18 protein-coding genes are annotated in these 17,613 nt (G+C 63.9%); 5 read left to right on the plus strand and 13 right to left on the minus strand.

Annotated features, from left to right (window positions below):
• Window positions 1-19: 19 nt before the first annotated feature.
• The 3 genes from coxB to HDG39_RS01335 form a co-directional block, all read right to left on the minus strand.
• Complete coding sequence (coxB, locus tag HDG39_RS01325) at window positions 20-1,654, minus strand: cytochrome c oxidase subunit II (protein ID WP_184002598.1); 1,635 nt, start codon at window positions 1,652-1,654, stop codon at window positions 20-22.
• 64 nt (window positions 1,655-1,718) lie between these two features.
• Window positions 1,719-2,195 carry a DUF2244 domain-containing protein gene (locus HDG39_RS01330; protein WP_184002600.1) on the minus strand — a complete coding sequence of 159 codons (477 nt, stop codon included), beginning with the start codon at window positions 2,193-2,195 and terminating at the stop codon, window positions 1,719-1,721.
• Between the two features lie 395 nt (window positions 2,196-2,590).
• A complete protein-coding gene (locus HDG39_RS01335) occupies window positions 2,591-3,556 on the minus strand; it encodes a methyltransferase domain-containing protein (protein WP_184002602.1) in 966 nt (321 codons plus the stop codon).
• 121 nt (window positions 3,557-3,677) lie between these two features.
• Here HDG39_RS01335 and HDG39_RS01340 point away from each other — a divergent pair, with 121 nt between their 5' ends.
• Together HDG39_RS01340 and trmL are read left to right on the plus strand one after the other, a co-directional pair.
• Entirely contained in the window at window positions 3,678-4,424 is a 747-nt protein-coding gene (locus HDG39_RS01340; protein ID WP_409259140.1) for a phosphoribosyltransferase family protein, read from the plus strand.
• An 18-nt stretch (window positions 4,425-4,442) separates the two neighbouring features.
• A complete protein-coding gene (trmL, locus tag HDG39_RS01345; RefSeq protein ID WP_090802877.1) occupies window positions 4,443-4,913 on the plus strand; it encodes a tRNA (uridine(34)/cytosine(34)/5-carboxymethylaminomethyluridine(34)-2'-O)-methyltransferase TrmL in 471 nt (156 codons plus the stop codon).
• Here the strand turns inward: trmL and HDG39_RS01350 are convergent.
• The 5 genes from HDG39_RS01350 to HDG39_RS01370 form a co-directional block, all read right to left on the minus strand.
• On the minus strand, window positions 4,886-5,446 hold the full coding sequence (locus tag HDG39_RS01350) for an O-acetyl-ADP-ribose deacetylase (RefSeq protein WP_184002605.1): 561 nt from the start codon (window positions 5,444-5,446) through the stop codon (window positions 4,886-4,888). The two genes, trmL and HDG39_RS01350, sit on opposite strands and share 28 nt — an antisense overlap.
• A gap of 97 nt (window positions 5,447-5,543) precedes the next feature.
• On the minus strand, window positions 5,544-6,542 hold the full coding sequence (locus HDG39_RS01355) for an NAD(P)H-dependent glycerol-3-phosphate dehydrogenase (RefSeq protein WP_184002608.1): 999 nt from the start codon (window positions 6,540-6,542) through the stop codon (window positions 5,544-5,546).
• Between the two features lie 22 nt (window positions 6,543-6,564).
• Window positions 6,565-7,041, minus strand: coding sequence for a protein-export chaperone SecB (gene secB / locus HDG39_RS01360; protein WP_018419299.1), 477 nt, complete (start codon window positions 7,039-7,041; stop codon window positions 6,565-6,567).
• 147 nt (window positions 7,042-7,188) lie between these two features.
• The gene (grxC, locus tag HDG39_RS01365; RefSeq protein WP_018419298.1) at window positions 7,189-7,449 is read right to left on the minus strand and encodes a glutaredoxin 3; all 261 of its coding nucleotides are present in this window, start codon (window positions 7,447-7,449) and stop codon (window positions 7,189-7,191) included.
• Window positions 7,446-7,871: a rhodanese-like domain-containing protein gene (locus tag HDG39_RS01370; RefSeq protein ID WP_018419297.1), complete on the minus strand. Its 426-nt coding sequence runs from the start codon at window positions 7,869-7,871 to the stop codon at window positions 7,446-7,448. The genes grxC and HDG39_RS01370 overlap by 4 nt, the downstream gene beginning before the upstream one ends.
• Before the next feature lie 137 nt (window positions 7,872-8,008).
• Between HDG39_RS01370 and gpmA the strand changes: the two genes are divergently transcribed.
• The 3 genes from gpmA (at window position 8,009) to HDG39_RS01385 (ending at window position 11,681) form a co-directional block, all read left to right on the plus strand.
• Window positions 8,009-8,755, plus strand: a complete 747-nt coding sequence (gene gpmA, locus HDG39_RS01375) for a 2,3-diphosphoglycerate-dependent phosphoglycerate mutase (RefSeq protein ID WP_184002610.1) — start codon at window positions 8,009-8,011, stop codon at window positions 8,753-8,755.
• 355 nt (window positions 8,756-9,110) lie between these two features.
• The gene (locus tag HDG39_RS01380; protein WP_184002612.1) at window positions 9,111-10,688 is read left to right on the plus strand and encodes a S41 family peptidase; all 1,578 of its coding nucleotides are present in this window, start codon (window positions 9,111-9,113) and stop codon (window positions 10,686-10,688) included.
• Window positions 10,689-10,922: 234 nt separating this feature from the next.
• On the plus strand, window positions 10,923-11,681 hold the full coding sequence (locus HDG39_RS01385; protein ID WP_184002614.1) for a HesA/MoeB/ThiF family protein: 759 nt from the start codon (window positions 10,923-10,925) through the stop codon (window positions 11,679-11,681).
• A gap of 100 nt (window positions 11,682-11,781) precedes the next feature.
• Here HDG39_RS01385 and ptsP read toward each other — a convergent pair whose 3' ends face one another.
• From ptsP to gshA, 5 genes are all read right to left on the minus strand, one after another.
• Window positions 11,782-13,524 (minus strand): phosphoenolpyruvate--protein phosphotransferase, encoded by a 1,743-nt coding sequence (ptsP, locus tag HDG39_RS01390; RefSeq protein WP_184002616.1) that lies wholly within the window; start codon window positions 13,522-13,524, stop codon window positions 11,782-11,784.
• 370 nt (window positions 13,525-13,894) lie between these two features.
• Entirely contained in the window at window positions 13,895-14,164 is a 270-nt protein-coding gene (locus tag HDG39_RS01395; RefSeq protein ID WP_018419292.1) for an HPr family phosphocarrier protein, read from the minus strand.
• Between the two features lie 123 nt (window positions 14,165-14,287).
• Entirely contained in the window at window positions 14,288-14,815 is a 528-nt protein-coding gene (locus tag HDG39_RS01400; RefSeq protein ID WP_184002618.1) for a PTS sugar transporter subunit IIA, read from the minus strand.
• A gap of 244 nt (window positions 14,816-15,059) precedes the next feature.
• Window positions 15,060-16,016, minus strand: a complete 957-nt coding sequence (gene gshB, locus HDG39_RS01405; protein WP_184002620.1) for a glutathione synthase — start codon at window positions 16,014-16,016, stop codon at window positions 15,060-15,062.
• Between the two features lie 104 nt (window positions 16,017-16,120).
• Window positions 16,121-17,410 carry a glutamate--cysteine ligase gene (gene gshA / locus HDG39_RS01410; protein WP_018434736.1) on the minus strand — a complete coding sequence of 430 codons (1,290 nt, stop codon included), beginning with the start codon at window positions 17,408-17,410 and terminating at the stop codon, window positions 16,121-16,123.
• Window positions 17,411-17,613 lie beyond the last annotated feature (203 nt).

A 17,613-nucleotide genomic window follows, 5' to 3' on the forward strand; every position in this document is an offset into this window, starting at 1 on the left:
GGTGCTGACCATGAACACGTCAGGCTGCCGGGCTGATCTGAACGCGCCGGGCTTCCTTCGCGTCGGTGCCGCCGGTGATCGTTTCCGGCTTCTTCAAAATAATATGGTCTTCGGCAATGCCGGCTGCTTTCAGCGCGTCGCGAACGGCTTCGGCACGACTCTTCGCGAGCTTCGCGTTGACGTCGGCGGAGCCGGTTGCGTCGGTGAAGCCCGACAGCGTGAATTTCGCGTCCGGATGCGCCTTCGCGTAGGCCGCGGCCGCGTCGACCGCCGCTTTCGCGTCGGCCGGCAGCGTGCTCTTGCCAGTCTCGAAGTAGATGCTCGCCGGCAGCGCGGCCTCTGCGTTGTTCGAAGCAGCCGCGCCAGCCTCGTTGCCCGATGCGGCCGGTGCGGAAGCCGCTTCCGCGCCCGATGCCGCAACCGCGCCGCTCGCGGCAGCACCGGCGTTGGCCAGATGATCGCCGCCTTCCGGCAGCTTGCCGTTGCGCGCGTCGGCGACTTGCTTCGGCTGCAGGATGTCGCCCGTGTGGTTGCCCCACGAGTTACGTTCGTAGGTGATCACCGAGGCGATTTCGACGTCGTTCAGTGTCGGCGCCCACGAAGGCATCGCGTTCTTGCCCTTCAACACGAGGCTCACGTGCTGCCCGATCGGACCGTTGGCGATCTTGCTGCCGTCGAGCGCCGGGAATGCGCCCGCGCCCTTGCCGGTCGGCTGGTGGCAGACCGCGCAGTTCGACGTGTAGACCTTGCCGCCGCGTTCCATCAGCTCGGCCATCGTGTAGGTCTTGTTCGGATCGTCCTGGCCGGCGGCCATTTTCTTCTTCTGCTCGTCGACCCACTTCGCGTAGTCGTCGGCAGACAGCACTTCGACGACGACCGGCATGAACGCGTGTTCCTTGCCGCACAGTTCGGTACAGAAGCCGCGGAACGTACCGGTGCGGTTGGCCTTGAACCACGTGTCGCGCACGAAGCCGGGGATCGCGTCCTGCTTCACACCGAAGGCCGGCACGTACCAGGAGTGCACCACGTCGTTCGCGGTGGTGATGATGCGGATTTTCTTGTCGACCGGCACCACGAGCGGGTTGTCGACTTCCTGCAGATACAGCGTGGAGATCGGCTCGCGGCCCTCGGTTTGCGCGCGCGGCGTGGCGAGCGTGGACAGGAAGCCGATGCCCTCGCCCGGACCCTTCACGTAGTCATAGCCCCACTTCCACTGGTAGCCGGTGACCTTGATCGTGAGGTCGGCGTTCGAAGTGTCCTTCATCGCGACGACGGCCTTGGTGGCGGGCAGCGCCATCAGCACGACGATGATGAACGGCACGATCGTCCAGATGATTTCGACGGTGGTGCTTTCGTGGAAATTGGCTGCGTTGTGGCCTTTCGATTTGCGGTGCGCGAAGATCGAATAGAACATCACGCCGAACACACCGATAAAGATCACGGTGCAAAGGCCCAGCATGAACATGTGGAGGCTGAACAGCTCCTCAGCGATTCTCGTTGCAGGCGGCTGGAGATTGATCGCGTTGACGGCGGGGCCGCCCGGAGCATCGCCCACTGCCAGGGCGGCACCGGCGAAAAGCAGTCCGCTCGTCGCCAGCACGCTCATGAGCGCTCGCTTGATTGTTTTCATAGCTTCCTTACCCAAATTTTCCATTCAAACCCCTCGACCCCGCTGGCAGCGTGTCGCGCCCCCTTGAACGCCGCGCGTCCGGCACCATCTAACAGCGCGCCAGCCACATACGCAGTTCGCCTGCGAACTGCGCGCGCCGATTCTGCGCGAGATGTTGCCCGATCATGATCGTCTGCCCGCGCGAGACCAGCTTGATCTGATCGCGCGGCGTTGCGCCCGGCTCTATCCGCACCCAGCGCGGATTGAATTCGAACTGCGTAATCTGCTCGGCGCCGACCTGCTCGATCACGAGCCGGTTCGGAAACAACCGGATGCGCTCGTAATCGACAGCATGACGCGCATATATTGCAAACGCGATACCTACGGCCAGCAATTCGATTCCGGTGAACGGCAATACCAGCCAGGCGCCGACCAGAACCAGCATGAATGCAATTGCCAACGAGAACAACGCAAGCGACACGTACAGACAGACGAACTGCCGCGGCGATATCGAACAGTTGCGCTTCATGGTCCAGTCCCTGAGGACCGGTTCTGAATCCGCCAGCAGATAATCTGATGCGCCCATCGCTGCCTCCTGCGAATCGTCGCGTCCGGCCTGCCTTCTTTTACTTCCGGATGCATCTCGCGGCCGCCGTTCGTGTCACTGTTTACAGCATCACTCGCGACCGCGCCAACCCTACCGCATCACTTCATTTTTGCAGCCCCGCGCCTCGGGCTTGCCACCCCAAATGTGGGAACCTCGGGTGACAAACTGACGCATTATAGGCGCGATCCATAGCATCGACAAGCAAGCCCCGATCGGCCCGCAAGCCAAGCGCGACAAGCCTTCGCGCCATTTTGCCCGGCATTTTGCGGCTCTTTTGGAGGGCAAATCCCAGGCATAACGGATGTCCTCTTTACCGCTTTTGCAACACGTCAACCGCACCGTCGGCAAGCAGTTGATGACAGCGCCGCAATCTGCTATCCACGCTTGCCCGGACCTCGTCCGATGTCCTCGAGCCGCACGATGCCATGTCCTTCCGCCGTGGTGCGCGGCACGGCCTTCCATGCGTGTCCGTAGATCACCTCGAAGGTCAGCGCGATCGTGCCGTCGGCGCGCCGACGCGCTTCGAGCGCGGCGAGCAGGGCTTTGTGCAACCGACGCGCGAGCGCGCCGTCATGCGCATCGCGCTCGAACGGATACGCGCCCCAGCGGCGCACGTCCGCGAGCAGCGACTCAGGCGACTTGTAGGTGATCGTCAGCGTCTCCTGGTCCATCACCGGAATCTCGAAGCCCGCCTCGACGAGCATGTCGCCGAGATCGTGCATGTCGACGAAGTCGATCACATGCTTGCGAGACGCGACGCCGTGCGCGGCCTCGATCTCCGCGTAGGCACCACGCAACTCTTTCAGCGTGTCGGGGCCGAGCGTGCTGAACATTAGCAGGCCGTTGACCTTCAGCACGCGCTGCCATTCGGGAAAGACCAGATCGGGCCGCGAGTGCCAGTGCAGCGCGAGGTTGGACCAGATGAATTCGAATGCGCCGGACGTGAACGGCAGCGCGGAGAAATCGGTTTGCGCGAAGCGCGGGCCACGCGCGCCGAGCGCCTTGCCAAGCGAGGCGGGAAGAAAACGCCGCCAACTGGTGTCGCCGGCATCGTGACGCAGCGCGCGGCGGAGCATGCCGTGCGACAGATCAGCGCCGAACACCGGCGCCTCGGGAAAGCGTTCGCGCAATGCGGGGAGGTCTTCGCCCGAGCCGCAACCGGCGTCGAGCACGCTCGAGGGCGCCACCTTGATGTAATCGAGACGCTCGCGCATGCGCTGCGCAATCTCTCGCGGCAGGAACGCAACCTCGTCGAAGGTAGCGGCGCGACGGTCGAAAATACGCCTGAGGCGCCGTGAATCGTAGGCCGGACGGCCAGATTGAGCGGAGGTTGGGGACATGTGTGTCGTGCTGGCGTGAGCTCGAAGTATACTCGTTCGTTCCCCTCCATTCAGCGAGAACGGCTTTCACCGGCGCTCATTCGTGCGATTCCAGTCATTTTCTTCGTCGTGTCGAAATCAGGTGGCGCGTTTTGCGCGCGGTCTGCATTCGGCATGGCCGCGGGCCTTGAACGCCGCGCTGCCGAACCTGTGCGCGCTCTGCGGCGATTTGTCGCATAAGACGTTGTGCGACGGTTGCGACGCGGCCTACTGGAATGAGAGCCGGCTGCGCTGCACCGTTTGCGCGGTGCCGTTGCCGGCGTCAAGCTGGGTCGCGCAGGCGCGGTATCGCTGCGCGGATTGCGTGGCCGAGCCGCCGCCATTCGACGCGAGCTTCGCGCTCGCGGACTATCGCGCGCCGCTCGATACGCTCGCGGTCGGCCTGAAGTTCCGTGCCCGGCTGATGCTCGCGCGAGACTTCGCGCAACGCCTCGCGCGGCTCGCTGAAGCCAATTGGCACGACGCGGCCGAGCGGCCCGACGTGATCGCGCCAGTGCCGCTCGCCGGCCGCCGTCTGGTCGAGCGCGGCTACAACCAGGCCTGGCAGATCGCGCGGCCGCTCGCCCGGGCGCTCGGCGTGCGCGGCGACCCGACGCTGCTCGAACGAACGCTCGACACCGCGCCGCAATCGCGCCTCGATCTCGATGCGCGCCGGCAGAACGTCGGCCGCGCGTTTCGCGTCGCGCGCCCAGTGCGCGGCCTGCACGTCGGCATCGTCGACGATGTGATGACGAGCGGCGCGACGCTCGAAGCGCTCGCGCATACGCTGAAGGCCGCCGGCGCGCGGCGGGTTACGAACTTCGTCGCGCTGCGCACTCCGAAAAACTAGCTTTTACGTGGTCTTCTTATGTTCAACGTCGTTCTCGTAGAACCCGAAATTCCGCCCAACACCGGCAATGTGATTCGCTTGTGCGCGAACACCGGCGCCCGGCTGCACCTGATCGAGCCGCTCGGCTTCCCTCTCGACGACACCAAGATGCGGCGCGCCGGCCTCGACTATCACGAGTACGCGGAAATGAACGTGCATGCCGATTGGGACGCGTTCATCGCGAAAGAAACGCCCGACGCGTCGCGCATGTTCGCATTCACGACCCGCGGCTCCGGGCGCTTTCACGACCACGCGTTTCAACCGGGCGACTGGTTCGTGTTCGGCGCCGAAACGCGCGGCCTGCCCGGCACGGTGCTCGAGCGCTTTGCAAACGAACAGCGCGTGCGTCTGCCGATGCGTCCCGGCAATCGAAGTCTGAATCTGTCGAATACGGTGGCGATCGTGGTGTTCGAAGCGTGGCGTCAGGCCGGCTTCGAAGGCGGCGCCTGACGGCGTTCGAGCTCGGCCTCGTAGCGTGCGAACATCGCGTCGTCGAAGCACGCGAACGTCACGTGCTTCATGAGTGGTGTGCGCGGCAACGTGTCGAGTACGGTTGCGACCGCGATGCTGACCGCATCGTCGGCGGGGAAACGGTAGATACCGCAGCTGATCGCTGGAAACGCGATGCTCGTGCACTGAGTTTCGCGCGCGACTTCGAGTGAGCGCTGATAGCACGATGCGAGCAGGTCGGCTTCGCCATGCGCGCCGCCACGCCACACTGGACCGACCGCATGAATCACATGCTTCGCGGGCAGACGATAGCCGGCGGTGATTTTGGCGTCGCCGGTCGCGCAGCCGCCGAGCGTTTCGCATTCGCGCAGCAACTCCTTGCCGGCCGCGCGATGAATCGCGCCATCGACACCGCCGCCACCGAGCAGCGAAGTATTCGCGGCATTGACGATCGCATCGACGGCGAGCGTCGTGATATCTACCACGCGCGCTTCGAGCGTGCACGTGCCTCGACTGAGATTGAAGGTGGGCATGGCAACCTCGCTGACCCGAGTCTCGCTCACGAAGTGGACAACCGGGCGAGGCAGCCGTTCAACGCGAATTTCCGCTAAACGGCTCATAGAAAAGGCTTCATTCCGCCTTCGAATCGCGCCGCAGGAGCGCGCTAACCGCATCGCGCGGCGCCACGCCGTCGAACAGCACCGCGCAGACTGCCTGCGTGATCGGCATTTCGATTGCATGAGCACGTGCGATCGAGAGTACCGCCTGCGCGCAGCGCACGCCTTCGGCCACGTGACCAAGACCGCCGAGAATGTCGTCGAGTGGGCGGCCCGTGGCGAGTTGCAGGCCCACGGTGCGGTTGCGCGACAGATCGCCGGTAGCCGTCAGAATCAGATCACCGAGGCCGGTCAACCCGGTAAAGGTTTCCGCGCGCCCACCGAGCGTCACGCCAAGGCGCGACATTTCGGCGAGGCCGCGGGTGATCAGCGCCGCGCGTGCATTGAGGCCGAGGCCGAGGCCATCGGCGATGCCGGTGGCGATGGCGAGCACGTTTTTCACCGCGCCGCCCACTTCGACGCCGACGACGTCGTCGCCGGTATAGATGCGCATCGCGCCGTGATGGAACGCCGCGACCGTGCGTTCGCGGCACGCCGCCGACGAGCTCGCGATCGTCAACGCAACCGGCAGCCCCTGCCCGACTTCGCGCGCGAAGCTCGGTCCGGACAACACGCCGTTGCTCGCATGCTCGGGCAATTCCGCCGCGACCGCCTGATGCGGCAACAACTGCGAATCCGCTTCGAACCCCTTGCACAGCCACACGATATGCGCAGGCACCTTGCCCGCATCCCGCATCGCCCGTAACAGACCACGTAGGCCAGCCACGGGCGTCGCGACCACGCATAGCGCGTCGTCGTCGAGCGCGTGATCGAGCGCCACGCCGAGATCCGCTTCAAAGCGAAGCGCGGGCGGCAACGCGACGCCCGCCAGATAGCGGGCGTTTTCATGCGAAGTGGAAAGCTCGGCGATGAGCGCGGACTCGCGCGCCCACAACACCGTGTCGTGCCTTACGGCCAGATGGCCGGCGAGGGCGGTGCCCCAGGCGCCAGCGCCGAGAACGGCGACTTTCATAGCCGGCACTGCGCGCGGCGCCTTAATGCGTGACGCCTTTTTGCGCCGCGCCGTCCTGCTGGGCCGCGCTCATCTGAGCGAGACGCTGCTCGTACAGCGCCTGGAAGTTGATCTCGGCGAGGTGGATCGGCGGGAAGCCGGCGCGGGTGATCGCATCGGCGATGTTCGAGCGCAGGTACGGGAACAGGATGGTCGGGCAGGCAATCCCGACGAGCGGATCGATCTGCTCGGCAGGAATGTTGCGAATGTCAAAAATGCCGGCCTGTTTCGCTTCGATCAGGAACGCGACCTTGTCCGACACCTTGGCCGTGACCGTGCCCGTCACGAGAATTTCAAACACGGATTCGGCGAGGCGCTCGGCCTTCACGTCGACTTCGACTTCGACCGACGGCATTTCCTGCTCGAGGAAGATGCCCGGCGAATTCGGCTGCTCGAGCGACATGTCCTTCAGATAGATGCGCTGGATGTTGAAGAACGGCTGGTTATTCTCGTCGGACATGATGGTGATTCCTGATAGGTGTGCGTGGCGGCGGCCGATGCACGCATGGGCCGCCAGATTATTGCGCCGGCTCGCCGGCTCCACGAGGAGCGCGTGCGCCGGCTTATCGAGTGGTCCGCCCGCTCGCGCGGCGCGAAACGCGCGAACTCAGGCTGCTTCGAGCAGCGGCGTCAGACCGCCCGCGCGATCGAGCGCGGAAAGGTCATCATAGCCGCCCACATGCGTCTCGCCGATGAACACCTGCGGCACCGTGCGACGACCGGTCCGGGTCATCATCTCCTCACGACGGGCCGGGTCCTTGTCGATCAGTACTTTCTCAACGAGCTCGACGCCGCGCGACTTTAAAAGACGTTCGGCCATCTGGCAATACGGGCACACCTGGGTGCTGTACATGATCACTTTGTTCACTTGGCTGCTCCTTGTTTCACAACCGGCATACCGGCTTTCTGCCAGGCGTCGACGCCGCCCTCGAGAACATGGACTTCCGCGTATCCCGCTTCCTGCACGATACGCGCGGCCTTGTTCGATTGCTGGCCGGTCTGGCACACCAGCAGCACCGGGTTGCTCTTGTTCTTCGCGAGTTGCGTGACTTTCGCCTGCAACTCTGCGAATTCGAAATGCCGTGCCGCGGGCAGGTGCCCCTTGGCGTAATCGGCGGACGGCCGCAGATCGATGACCGCCGCGTTGCGCCGGTTGATCAGTTGGGTGGCTTCAGCGGCCGACAGGCCGCCACGTCCACGCCGACTGATGGTCGGCCACAGCAGCAACCCACCAGAGATAAGGACGATTGCGATCAGGACAAGGTTTGTGTATTCGGTGAAAAACTTCACGGAAGATCCGCCGGAAAGAGAGAAATCGAAAGGGCTAACCCGAGCATTATAAAATAACCGTTTGACGCGATGGCGATGCGCCGCCCGAGGCGCCGCACAGCGCGAGACCGCTTCCTCACTACCGACCGGCAACTCTCATGTACAAACTCGTTCTCATCCGCCACGGCGAATCGACTTGGAACAAGGAAAACCGCTTCACCGGCTGGGTCGACGTCGACCTCACCGAGCAGGGCAACCTCGAGGCGCAACAGGCGGGCGTGCTGCTCAAGGAATCGGGCTATATGTTCGACATCGCCTACACGTCGGTGCTCAAGCGCGCGATCCGCACGCTGTGGCATGTGCAGGACCAGATGGATCTGATGTACTTGCCCGTCGTGCATTCGTGGCGCCTGAACGAACGCCACTACGGCGCGCTGTCGGGTCTGAACAAGGCCGAAACCGCCGCGAAGTTCGGTGACGAGCAGGTGCTGGTCTGGCGCCGCAGCTACGACACGCCGCCGCCCGCGCTCGAGCCCACCGACGAGCGCGCGCCGTACACCGATCCGCGCTACGCCAGGGTGCCGCGCGAGCAGCTGCCGCTGACCGAGTGCCTGAAAGACACGGTCGCGCGCGTGTTGCCGCTGTGGAACGAGTCGATTGCGCCGGCCATCAAGTCGGGGCGCAGCATCCTGATCGCCGCGCACGGCAACTCGATCCGCGCGCTGGTCAAGTACCTCGACAACATCTCGGACAGCGACATCGTCGGCCTCAACATCCCGAACGGCGTGCCGCTCGTCTATGAACTCGACGAGAACCTGAAACCGATCAAGCACTACTATCTCGGCGACCAGGACGCGATCGCCAAGGCGCAAGCCGCGGTCGCGAGCCAGGGCAAGGCGGGCTGATCCGGCATTTCCGGGCGCGGCCCCACGCCACGAAAACGCGCGGAGCCGCACGCGGACAACCGGGCCGGCAAGAAATTCTGTATTGCGCCCGGCGGTCAGATTCAGAGGCCCGCTGCAGGCTTCACCGTAGCGGCGACCGCATCCGCTGGCCTTGCGCGGCAACTCTCAGTTCCGGCCCGCCGAGTGCCATGTCGTACGGCTCGCCATCCGCGGGCCGGGTCGCAAGAACCAGGACCTTCCCGTACTGTCGAAGCACGATTGCCTGCACCGCGCCCTGAGCAGGCGGGTGTGCAGTTATACTTGTCCGTCCAATCTTTATCGACGCTGCCACGCGCTTCCGACCGCAACAGACTCTATGCGAAAGAACCTGAAAAATATCGGCCTGATTGCCGCGGGCCTTGCTACCGGTGTCTTTGCCACCCTGCAATACTCCGCCTCGGCCCAGCAACCCGCTAGCGCCGCGGTCGCCCCGCTGCCGCTAGACCAGCTCAGGCTTTTCGCCGAAGTGTTCGGGCAGATCAAGCACGAATACGTCGAACCAGTCGACGACAAGAAGCTGCTCACCGCCGCGATCAAGGGCATGGTGTCGAGCCTCGACCCGCACTCGTCGTACCTCGACAAGACCGACTACGAAGAGCTGCAGGAGCAGACCAAGGGCCGTTTCGCGGGCCTCGGCATCGAAATTTCGTCGGAAGACGGCCTGATCAAGGTGATTTCGCCAATCGAAGACACGCCCGCGTTCCGCGCCGGCATCCGTCCGGGCGACCTGATCACGCGCATCAACGACAAGCCCGTGCGCGGCATGACGCTCGACCAGGCGGTCAAGCAGATGCGCGGCGACCCGGGCACCAAGGTCACGCTGACCATCTTCCGCAAGACCGACGACCGCACGTTCCCGCTCACCGTCACGCGCGCGATCATCAAGGTGCAGTCGGTGAAGGGCAAGATCGTCGCGCCGGGCTTCGCGTACGTGCGCATCACGAGCTTCCAGGAACGCACCACGCCTGACCTCGCGGCCAAGCTGCAGGATCTCGCGCGCCAGGAGCCGAACCTGAAGGGCCTCATCCTCGACCTGCGCAACAACGGCGGCGGCCTGCTGCAAAGCGCGGTCGGCGTCGCGGGCGCGTTCCTGCCGCCGAATTCGGTGGTGGTGTCGACCAACGGCCAGATTCCGGATTCGAAGCAGATCTATCGCGACACCTACGATAACTACCGTCTGCAATCGTTCGACAGCGATCCGCTCAAGGACGTCCCGGCCATCTTCAAGACCGTGCCGATGATTGTGCTGACCAACGCGTATTCGGCGTCGGCGTCGGAAATCGTCGCGGGCGCGCTGCAGGATCAGCACCGCGCGCTCATTCTCGGCAAGACCACGTTCGGCAAGGGTTCGGTGCAAACCGTGCGCCCCATGACGGCCGACACCGCACTGCGCCTGACCACCGCGTATTACTACACGCCGAGCGGCCGTTCGATCCAGAACAAGGGCATCCGCCCCGACCTTCCTGTCGACCAATACGCGGACGGCGATCCGGACGACGCGCTCGTGACCCGCGAAGTCGACTACTCGAATCACCTTGCGAACACGCAGGATCCGAACGAGAAGAAGGAAGCGGAGCAACGCGAGCAGGAGCGCATGGACCAGTTGCGTCAGCTCGAAGAGCAGAACGACAAGAAGACGCCGGAACAGCGCCAGAAGGAGCGTGACCGCAAGCCGGTCGAGTTCGGTTCGGCCGACGACTTCATGCTGCAACAGGCGGTCGACAAGCTCGAAGGCAAGCCGGTTCAGGAATCGAAGTCGCTGATGGAGCGCCGTCTCGCGCAGAACAAGCCGGGCACGTCGGCCTCCGCGCCGGTCGCGGTGAAGCCGACGCAACCGGTGCCGGGCGCATCGGGACCGGCGCCGGCTTCGGCACCGGCTCCCGCTGGCAAGTAAGCTGGCCAACAGGAAGCGAACCCGCACGTGTCTTCGCAGCACGATCGTCTGCGAAGACACGCCACAACAGTTTCAGCGAAAGCCGCCGCCTAACCGGTGGCGCATCACGGCAAGCCGCAACAGCCACCCTCCCCGCGCGATTAAAATATCAGCCACGAATGCGCGCCGCGGCCCCTCGGCCTGCCTCTCTTTGCGCGACACAGCGACATAGCGACACACCCCACGCGCCCCGCCATGAATGACGATCAACTCCTTCGCTACTCCCGCCACATCCTCGTCGATGAAATCGGCATCGAGGCGCAGCAGCGTTTTATCGACGCCCACGCGATCATCGTCGGCGCGGGCGGGCTCGGTTCGCCAGCCGCGCTGTATCTTGCGGCGGCGGGCGTCGGCCGTCTGACGCTCGTCGATGCCGATACCGTCGACCTGACCAATTTGCAGCGGCAGATCCTGCACGTGAGCGCGTCGGTTGGACGTAGGAAGGTCGAGTCCGGGCGCGACATGCTCGCGCAGATCAATCCCGAGGTCGTCGTCAACGCGGTGGCCGAGCGCGTCGACGATGCGTGGCTCGACCGCGAGGTGCCGCACGCGAGCGTCGTGCTGGATTGCACCGACAACTTCGCGACGCGTCACGCGATCAACCGCGCGTGCGTCAAGCATCGCGTGCCGCTCGTGTCGGGCGCGGCGCTGCGCTTCGACGGCCAGATCAGCACTTTCGATTTCCGCGATGAAGCGTCGCCGTGCTACGCGTGCGTGTTTCCCGAAGACCAGCCGTTCGAGGAAGTCGCATGCTCTACGATGGGCGTGTTCGCGCCGACGGTCGGCATCATCGGCTCGATGCAGGCTGCCGAAGCGCTGAAGGTGATCGGCGCAATCGGCACGCCGCTCGTGGGCCGCCTGACGATGCTCGATTCGCTGCGGATGGAATGGAACACGATGCGCATCGGACGTCAGCCGGATTGTCCGGTGTGCGGCCACGCGCACAGCTCTTGAGGCGGTTCTGCACTGCCCGTTCGCGTGACGCCAAAATAGCAAAACGCCGCACATGTGCGGCGTTTTTTCGTTCAACGAGGCACGACGATGCGCGTCAGATTCAAACCAGCGCGACCCGCTTGAGCGCCGCCTGCACCTCCTCCGGCTCGAACGAAGCCAGCACATCGGCAACGGGTTTTTCGAGCGTCTTCAGATGCGAGCGCAGCACCTCCTGCTTGACCTCGAGGAGTTGGCTCGGATGCATCGAAAATTCGGTCAGACCCATGCCGAGCAATAGACGCGTCAACGCCGGATCGCCCGCCATCTCACCGCACACCGACACGGGCACGCCCGCCCGTTTCGCCTCGCGCAGCGTAAACGCGATCAGATGCAGCACGGCCGGATGCAGCGGGTCGTACAGATGCGCGACCGCGTTGTCCGCGCGATCGATCGCGAGCGTGTACTGAATCAGATCGTTGGTGCCGATCGACAGGAAATCGAGCCGCTTCAGAAACAGCGGCAACGCGATCGCGGCGGCCGGGATCTCGATCATCGCGCCCACCTGCACGTTCGGATCGTAAGCGATACCCGCGTCGTCGAGTTGACGCTTCGCTTCGCGGATCAGATCGAGCGTCTGGTCGATTTCCTGCGCGTGCGCGAGCATCGGGATCAGGATCTTCACCTTGCCGAACGCCGACGCGCGCAGGATCGCGCGCAACTGCGTGAGGAACATCTGCGGCTCCGACAGGCTCCAGCGAATTGCGCGCAAACCGAGCGCCGGATTCGCGGCGGTCTCGTAGCCGTCGCCGCCCATGGAATCGAGCGGCTTGTCGGCGCCGACGTCGATCGTGCGGATCGTGACCGGCAAGCCGTTCATCAGTTCGACCGCGCGACGATACGCGCCGAACTGCGCCTCCTCTTCGGGCATGCGGTGCTTGTGATTCATGAACAGAAACTCGGTGCGGAACAGACCCACGCCGGTCGCGCCCGATTCGACCGCCGCGCGCGCGTCGTCCGGCAGCTCGATGTTCGCGCACAGTTCGATGCGCGTGCCGCACAGCGTTTGCGTCGGCGAGAACTTGAGCCGTTGCAGCTTGCGCTGCTCGAGTTCCTTCTCGCTTTGCCGGTACGAGTATTCCTCGAGCACGATCGGCGCGGGATCGACGATCACGATGCCGTGGTCGCCATCGACGATGATCAGATCGTCCTGGCGGATCAGCGCGCTCGCATGCTGCACGCCAACCGCGGCCGGAATGCCGAGGCTGCGCGCGACGATCGCGGTATGCGACGTGCGCCCGCCGAGATCGGTGACGAAGCCCTGAAACGTCTGCGTCTTGAACTGCATCATGTCGGCCGGCGCGATGTCGTGCGCGACCACGATCATCTCGTCGCACGCGCCATGCACGTTGCCGACGATGCCCGGCGCGCCCGCGAGCGCCTTCAGCACGCGCTCGACGACCTGCTCGATATCGGCCTTGCGCTCGCGCAGGTATTCGTCTTCGATAGTGTCGAAATGGCGCGACAGTCTTTCGAGCTGTTCGGTCAGCGCCCATTCCACGTTGTAGCGGCGCGTGCGGATCAGGTCGATGGTTTCCTGAACGAGCATGACGTCGTTCAGAATCATCGTGTGAACGTCGATGAACGCGCCCATTTCGCTTGGGGCATCCGCGGCAAGATCGGCGCGCAATACGTTGAGTTCTTCATGCACGCGTTGCTGAGCCGCGCGAAAACGCTCGACCTCCCCCTCGATCTGGAGCGGTTCGATCAGATAGTGGTCTACGTCGAGTGCTGCCGGGGCGATCAGATAGGCCCGCCCGATGGCGATACCGCGTGACACGGGAATTCCATGCAGCGTGAATGACACGCGCACCTCCTCTAGTTGTGTAATGCCGCGGCAAACCGCTGCAATGCTCTCAGACTGTACTGGGCATTATAAATTCCGCGCCTTTTTGAAGTAAGTCAGCGGTGTGTGCAGCGCAGCACGGATTATCGCAATGCGGTGCCCTCGTACCCGGCGAAGCTTCGCTTTATACACGTCGCGCAAAACATATGGTTTAAACATTGAAAACGCATGTCGCCTTAGCACTCTTCCCGATGGCTTTCGCGCCGCTTCTAGATCCCTTTAGTCTCGATTAACAGCGCGCCTCTTCTGATATTCAGATGTCGGCGCACGAAAAAAAACCGCGGACTGAGCCGCGGCATTTTCGGGTTTGTCGAACGCAAAACGCGCGGCTTTATTGACCTTCGCCAAATTTATCGGCGATCAGTTTCAGGAGCGCGTCCATCGCGTCCTGTTCGTCGGTGCCTTCCGTTTCGATCAGCACGGTACTGCCGATGCCCGCGGCCAGCATCATCACGCCCATGATGCTCTTCGCGTTGATACGACGGCCATTGCGGCTCATCCAGATTTCCGCCTGGTAGTTGCCCGCGAGTTGCGTCAACTTGGCCGACGCGCGCGCGTGCAGCCCCAGCTTGTTCACAATTGTCGTTTCCTGTTGCAGCATGTGATGGTCCGAAGCGCGGGTGAATGAAATGGTGAAAAGTGTTACTGCAAAGCGGCTTCAATGCGATCGGCGCTGTTGCGAAACCGCTTGAATCCGTCGAAGCTTGCCTGCGAACCAGCCGGCTTACAGGCCGGGCGCGTCCGTCTTTTGCGTCAGATCGGCATCGTCCGGCAAAGCGGGAACACAGTCGGCGGGCGCCGCGTCAGGTGGCAGCGCCGGCAGGCACTCGGCAGCGCACGCTGGCGGCGTGACCGGTGTCGGCATCGCCGGTCCGATCGCGTGCACGCCCTTGGTCGCGCCGGCGAGCGCCTTGTCGACGAGCGTGTCGAGCGGCGTCGCGCGATAGCAGACCGCGCGCACCAGCATCGGCAGATTGACGCCGCACAGCACACGCACGTCCGGCACGGTGGCGAGCCGGCCCGCGATGTTGGCCGGCGTCGCGCCGAACATGTCGGTCAGCACGAGCGCGCCGTTCTCTTCCTTCAGCCGCACGACTTCCGAATTCGCGAACGCGACGACCTGCGCAGGATCGCAATCCGGCGACACGTCGATCACGCCGATACGCGCCGGCAAACCGCCATAGATGTGGGAAATGCAATCGCGCAACGCGGTGGCGAATGGAGCGTGCGCAATGATCAGAATGCCTGCCATGTCAGCCTTACTGCAAAAGAACGGCCCCAAAACCGTGGACCGGGACTCGAGCCCGGTTCGCCATCGCCCCGGACCGGCCGTGGGTCGCGAGGGCGGGAATGCATCGTCGGGCGAGCGGGCATTGTAGCAGCCTCATTTTCGCGCCAATCCCGACGGCACGCCTGATGCGGATTTACTACACAGATTGGGGGTGCCGCCGGGCAATCAAGGCCGCTGCGTCGGCGCGCCACGCGAGCGCCACGCGTCAGCCGACCGCGCGCTCCAGCGCGTCGACGAACATCGCGGCGACGTCGAAGCCGGTCTGGTCCATGATCTCGCGGAAGCACGTCGGGCTCGTGACGTTGACTTCGGTGAGCCAGTCGCCGATCGCATCGAGTCCGACCAGCAGCAGGCCGCGCGCCGCCAGCACCGGCGCGAGCGTATCGGCGATCTTGCGATCCTGCTCGCTGAGCGGCCGCGCGACGCCCAGTCCGCCGGCCGCCAGATTGCCGCGCACCTCATTACCCTGAGGAATGCGCGCGAGCGAGTACGGCACCGCTTCGCCGCCGATCAGCAGGATGCGCTTGTCACCTTCCTTGATCTCGGGGATGAATTTCTGCGCCATCACCGAGCGCGCGCCGTCGTGGCTCAGCATTTCGACGATCGAGCCGAGGTTCATGCCGTCCGCCTTCACGCGGAATACGCCCATGCCGCCCATGCCGTCAAGCGGCTTCAGGATCACGTCGCCGTGCTGTTCGTGGAACGCACGCAGACGCGCCGGGTCGCGCGTGACCAGCGTCGGCGCGACGAACTGGGCGAACTCGCCGATTGCGAGCTTCTCCGAATGATCGCGGATCGCCTGCGGTTTGTTGAAGATGCGCGCGCCGCCACGTTCGGCCAGTTCGAGCAGCCACGTCGACGTCACGTATTCCATGTCGAACGGCGGGTCCTTACGCATCACGACCGCGCCGAAGCTCGCGAGCGGGCGCGGCGTGGCGGCATCGGCGGCAAACCAGACGTCACGATGCAGATCCGTGGTATCGCCGACGATCGCAATGCGCCGCACGTTCGCCTCGACATCGCCGCCCGTCCACGCCAGATGTTTCGGCTCGCAGGTGTGCACCGTGTGACCGCGCCGCGCCGCTTCGGCCATCATCGCGTAGGTCGTGTCTTTGTAGATCTTGAAATGGCTGAGCGGATCGGCGATGAAAAGAATGTCCATGAAAGTCCCGGTGCGCCCTGAGGGGCGTGACATTGTTCGTCAATATAGTCTTTTGAAGACGGCGATGGCGGCACGCATGCCGCCATCTTGCCGCGCGGGGTGGCTTAGACCTGGATCGCTTCGGGATCGGTCTTTTCGAGCTCGACCGATGCGGCCAGCAGGCCCAGCCGCGCCACGACGCCATACATATAGAAGCGGTTCGGCGGCGCCGCGCCGGGCTTCGCGTGCGCATCGGGCAGCGCCGTGTGTTCGAAGCCGAGCGGCACGAAGTGCATGCCCGGCGCGTTCAGGTTCTGGTCGCGCTCGCGGCTGCCGTGCACGCGATAGAAGCCGCCCACCACATAGCGGTCGATCATGTAGACGACCGGCTCGGCGACTTCCTCGCCGATGCGCTCGAACGTGTAGACGCCTTCCTGCACGATCACATCGTGCACTTCCAGGCCGTCTTTGGTCGCGGCCATGCGCGTGCGTTCGCGCTTCGTCAGCGCGGCGACTTCCGACGCGTCGTGCACGGTCATCACGCCCATGCCGTAGGTGCCCGCATCGGACTTGATCACGACATACGGTTTTTCGGAGATGCCGTACTCGCGATACTTGCGCGCGATCTTCTTCAGCACGCCGTCGATCGCATCGGCAAGGGCTTCCTCGCCTGTGCGCTGCTGGAAGTCGACGCCCTCGACGTGCGCGAAATACGGATTGATCATCCACGGATCGATTTCGACCATCTTCGCGAACTTCTTCGCGACGTCGTCATAGCACGAGAAATGCGTCGACTTGCGACGCACCGCCCAGCCCGCATGCAGCGGTGGCAGCAGATACTGCTCGTGCAGGTTTTCGAGCACGGGCGGAATACCGCCGGACAGATCGTTGTTCAACAGGATCGAGCACGGGTCGAAGTTCTTCAGACCAAGGCGCCGCTGCGAGCGCTCGAGCGGTTCGAGCACGAGCTTCTGGCCGTCCGACAGCGCGATCGTGACCGGGCCGTTGATGGTTTCGTCGAGCGTGCCGAAGCGTACGTTCAGCCCCGCCTGGCGCATGATCGACGCAAGCCGGGCGACGTTTTCGAGGTAGAACGCGTTGCGGGTGTGACGCTCGGGAATGACGAGCAGATTCTTCGCGTCCGGGCAGATCTTTTCGATCGAGGCCATCGCGGCCTGCACCGCGAGCGGCAGCACTTCCTGCGGCAGATTGTTGAACGCGCCGGGAAACAGATTGGTGTCGACCGGCGCGAGCTTGAACCCCGCGTTACGCAGATCGACGGAACAGTAGAACGGTGGCGTGTGCTCCTGCCATTCGAGCCGGAACCAGCGTTCGATAGCGGGCGTGGCGTCGAGGATCTTCCGCTCGAGGTCGAGCAGCGGGCCGTTTAACGCCGTAACTAGGTGCGGAACCATTGATCACTCGCAGACTGGAGAAAAAAGATTGTAGAGCAAATGCCTTGTCCATTTGGGGACGGTTTCTCCATTCGCAAGCAGACTCGAATGCATTCTCCCTATCCCGATGATAGGCGCGGAAAATCGCCGTTCGCAACCCAATCAGCAAGAAAAAAGCCCGCCATGAAGGCGGGCGAAATTGCTGCGCTTGCTTAACCATTTTT

Origin of the sequence: Paraburkholderia lebeckiae (assembly GCF_014201005.1) — a bacterium.
Classification (GTDB): Bacteria; Pseudomonadota; Gammaproteobacteria; order Burkholderiales; family Burkholderiaceae; genus Paraburkholderia; species Paraburkholderia tuberum.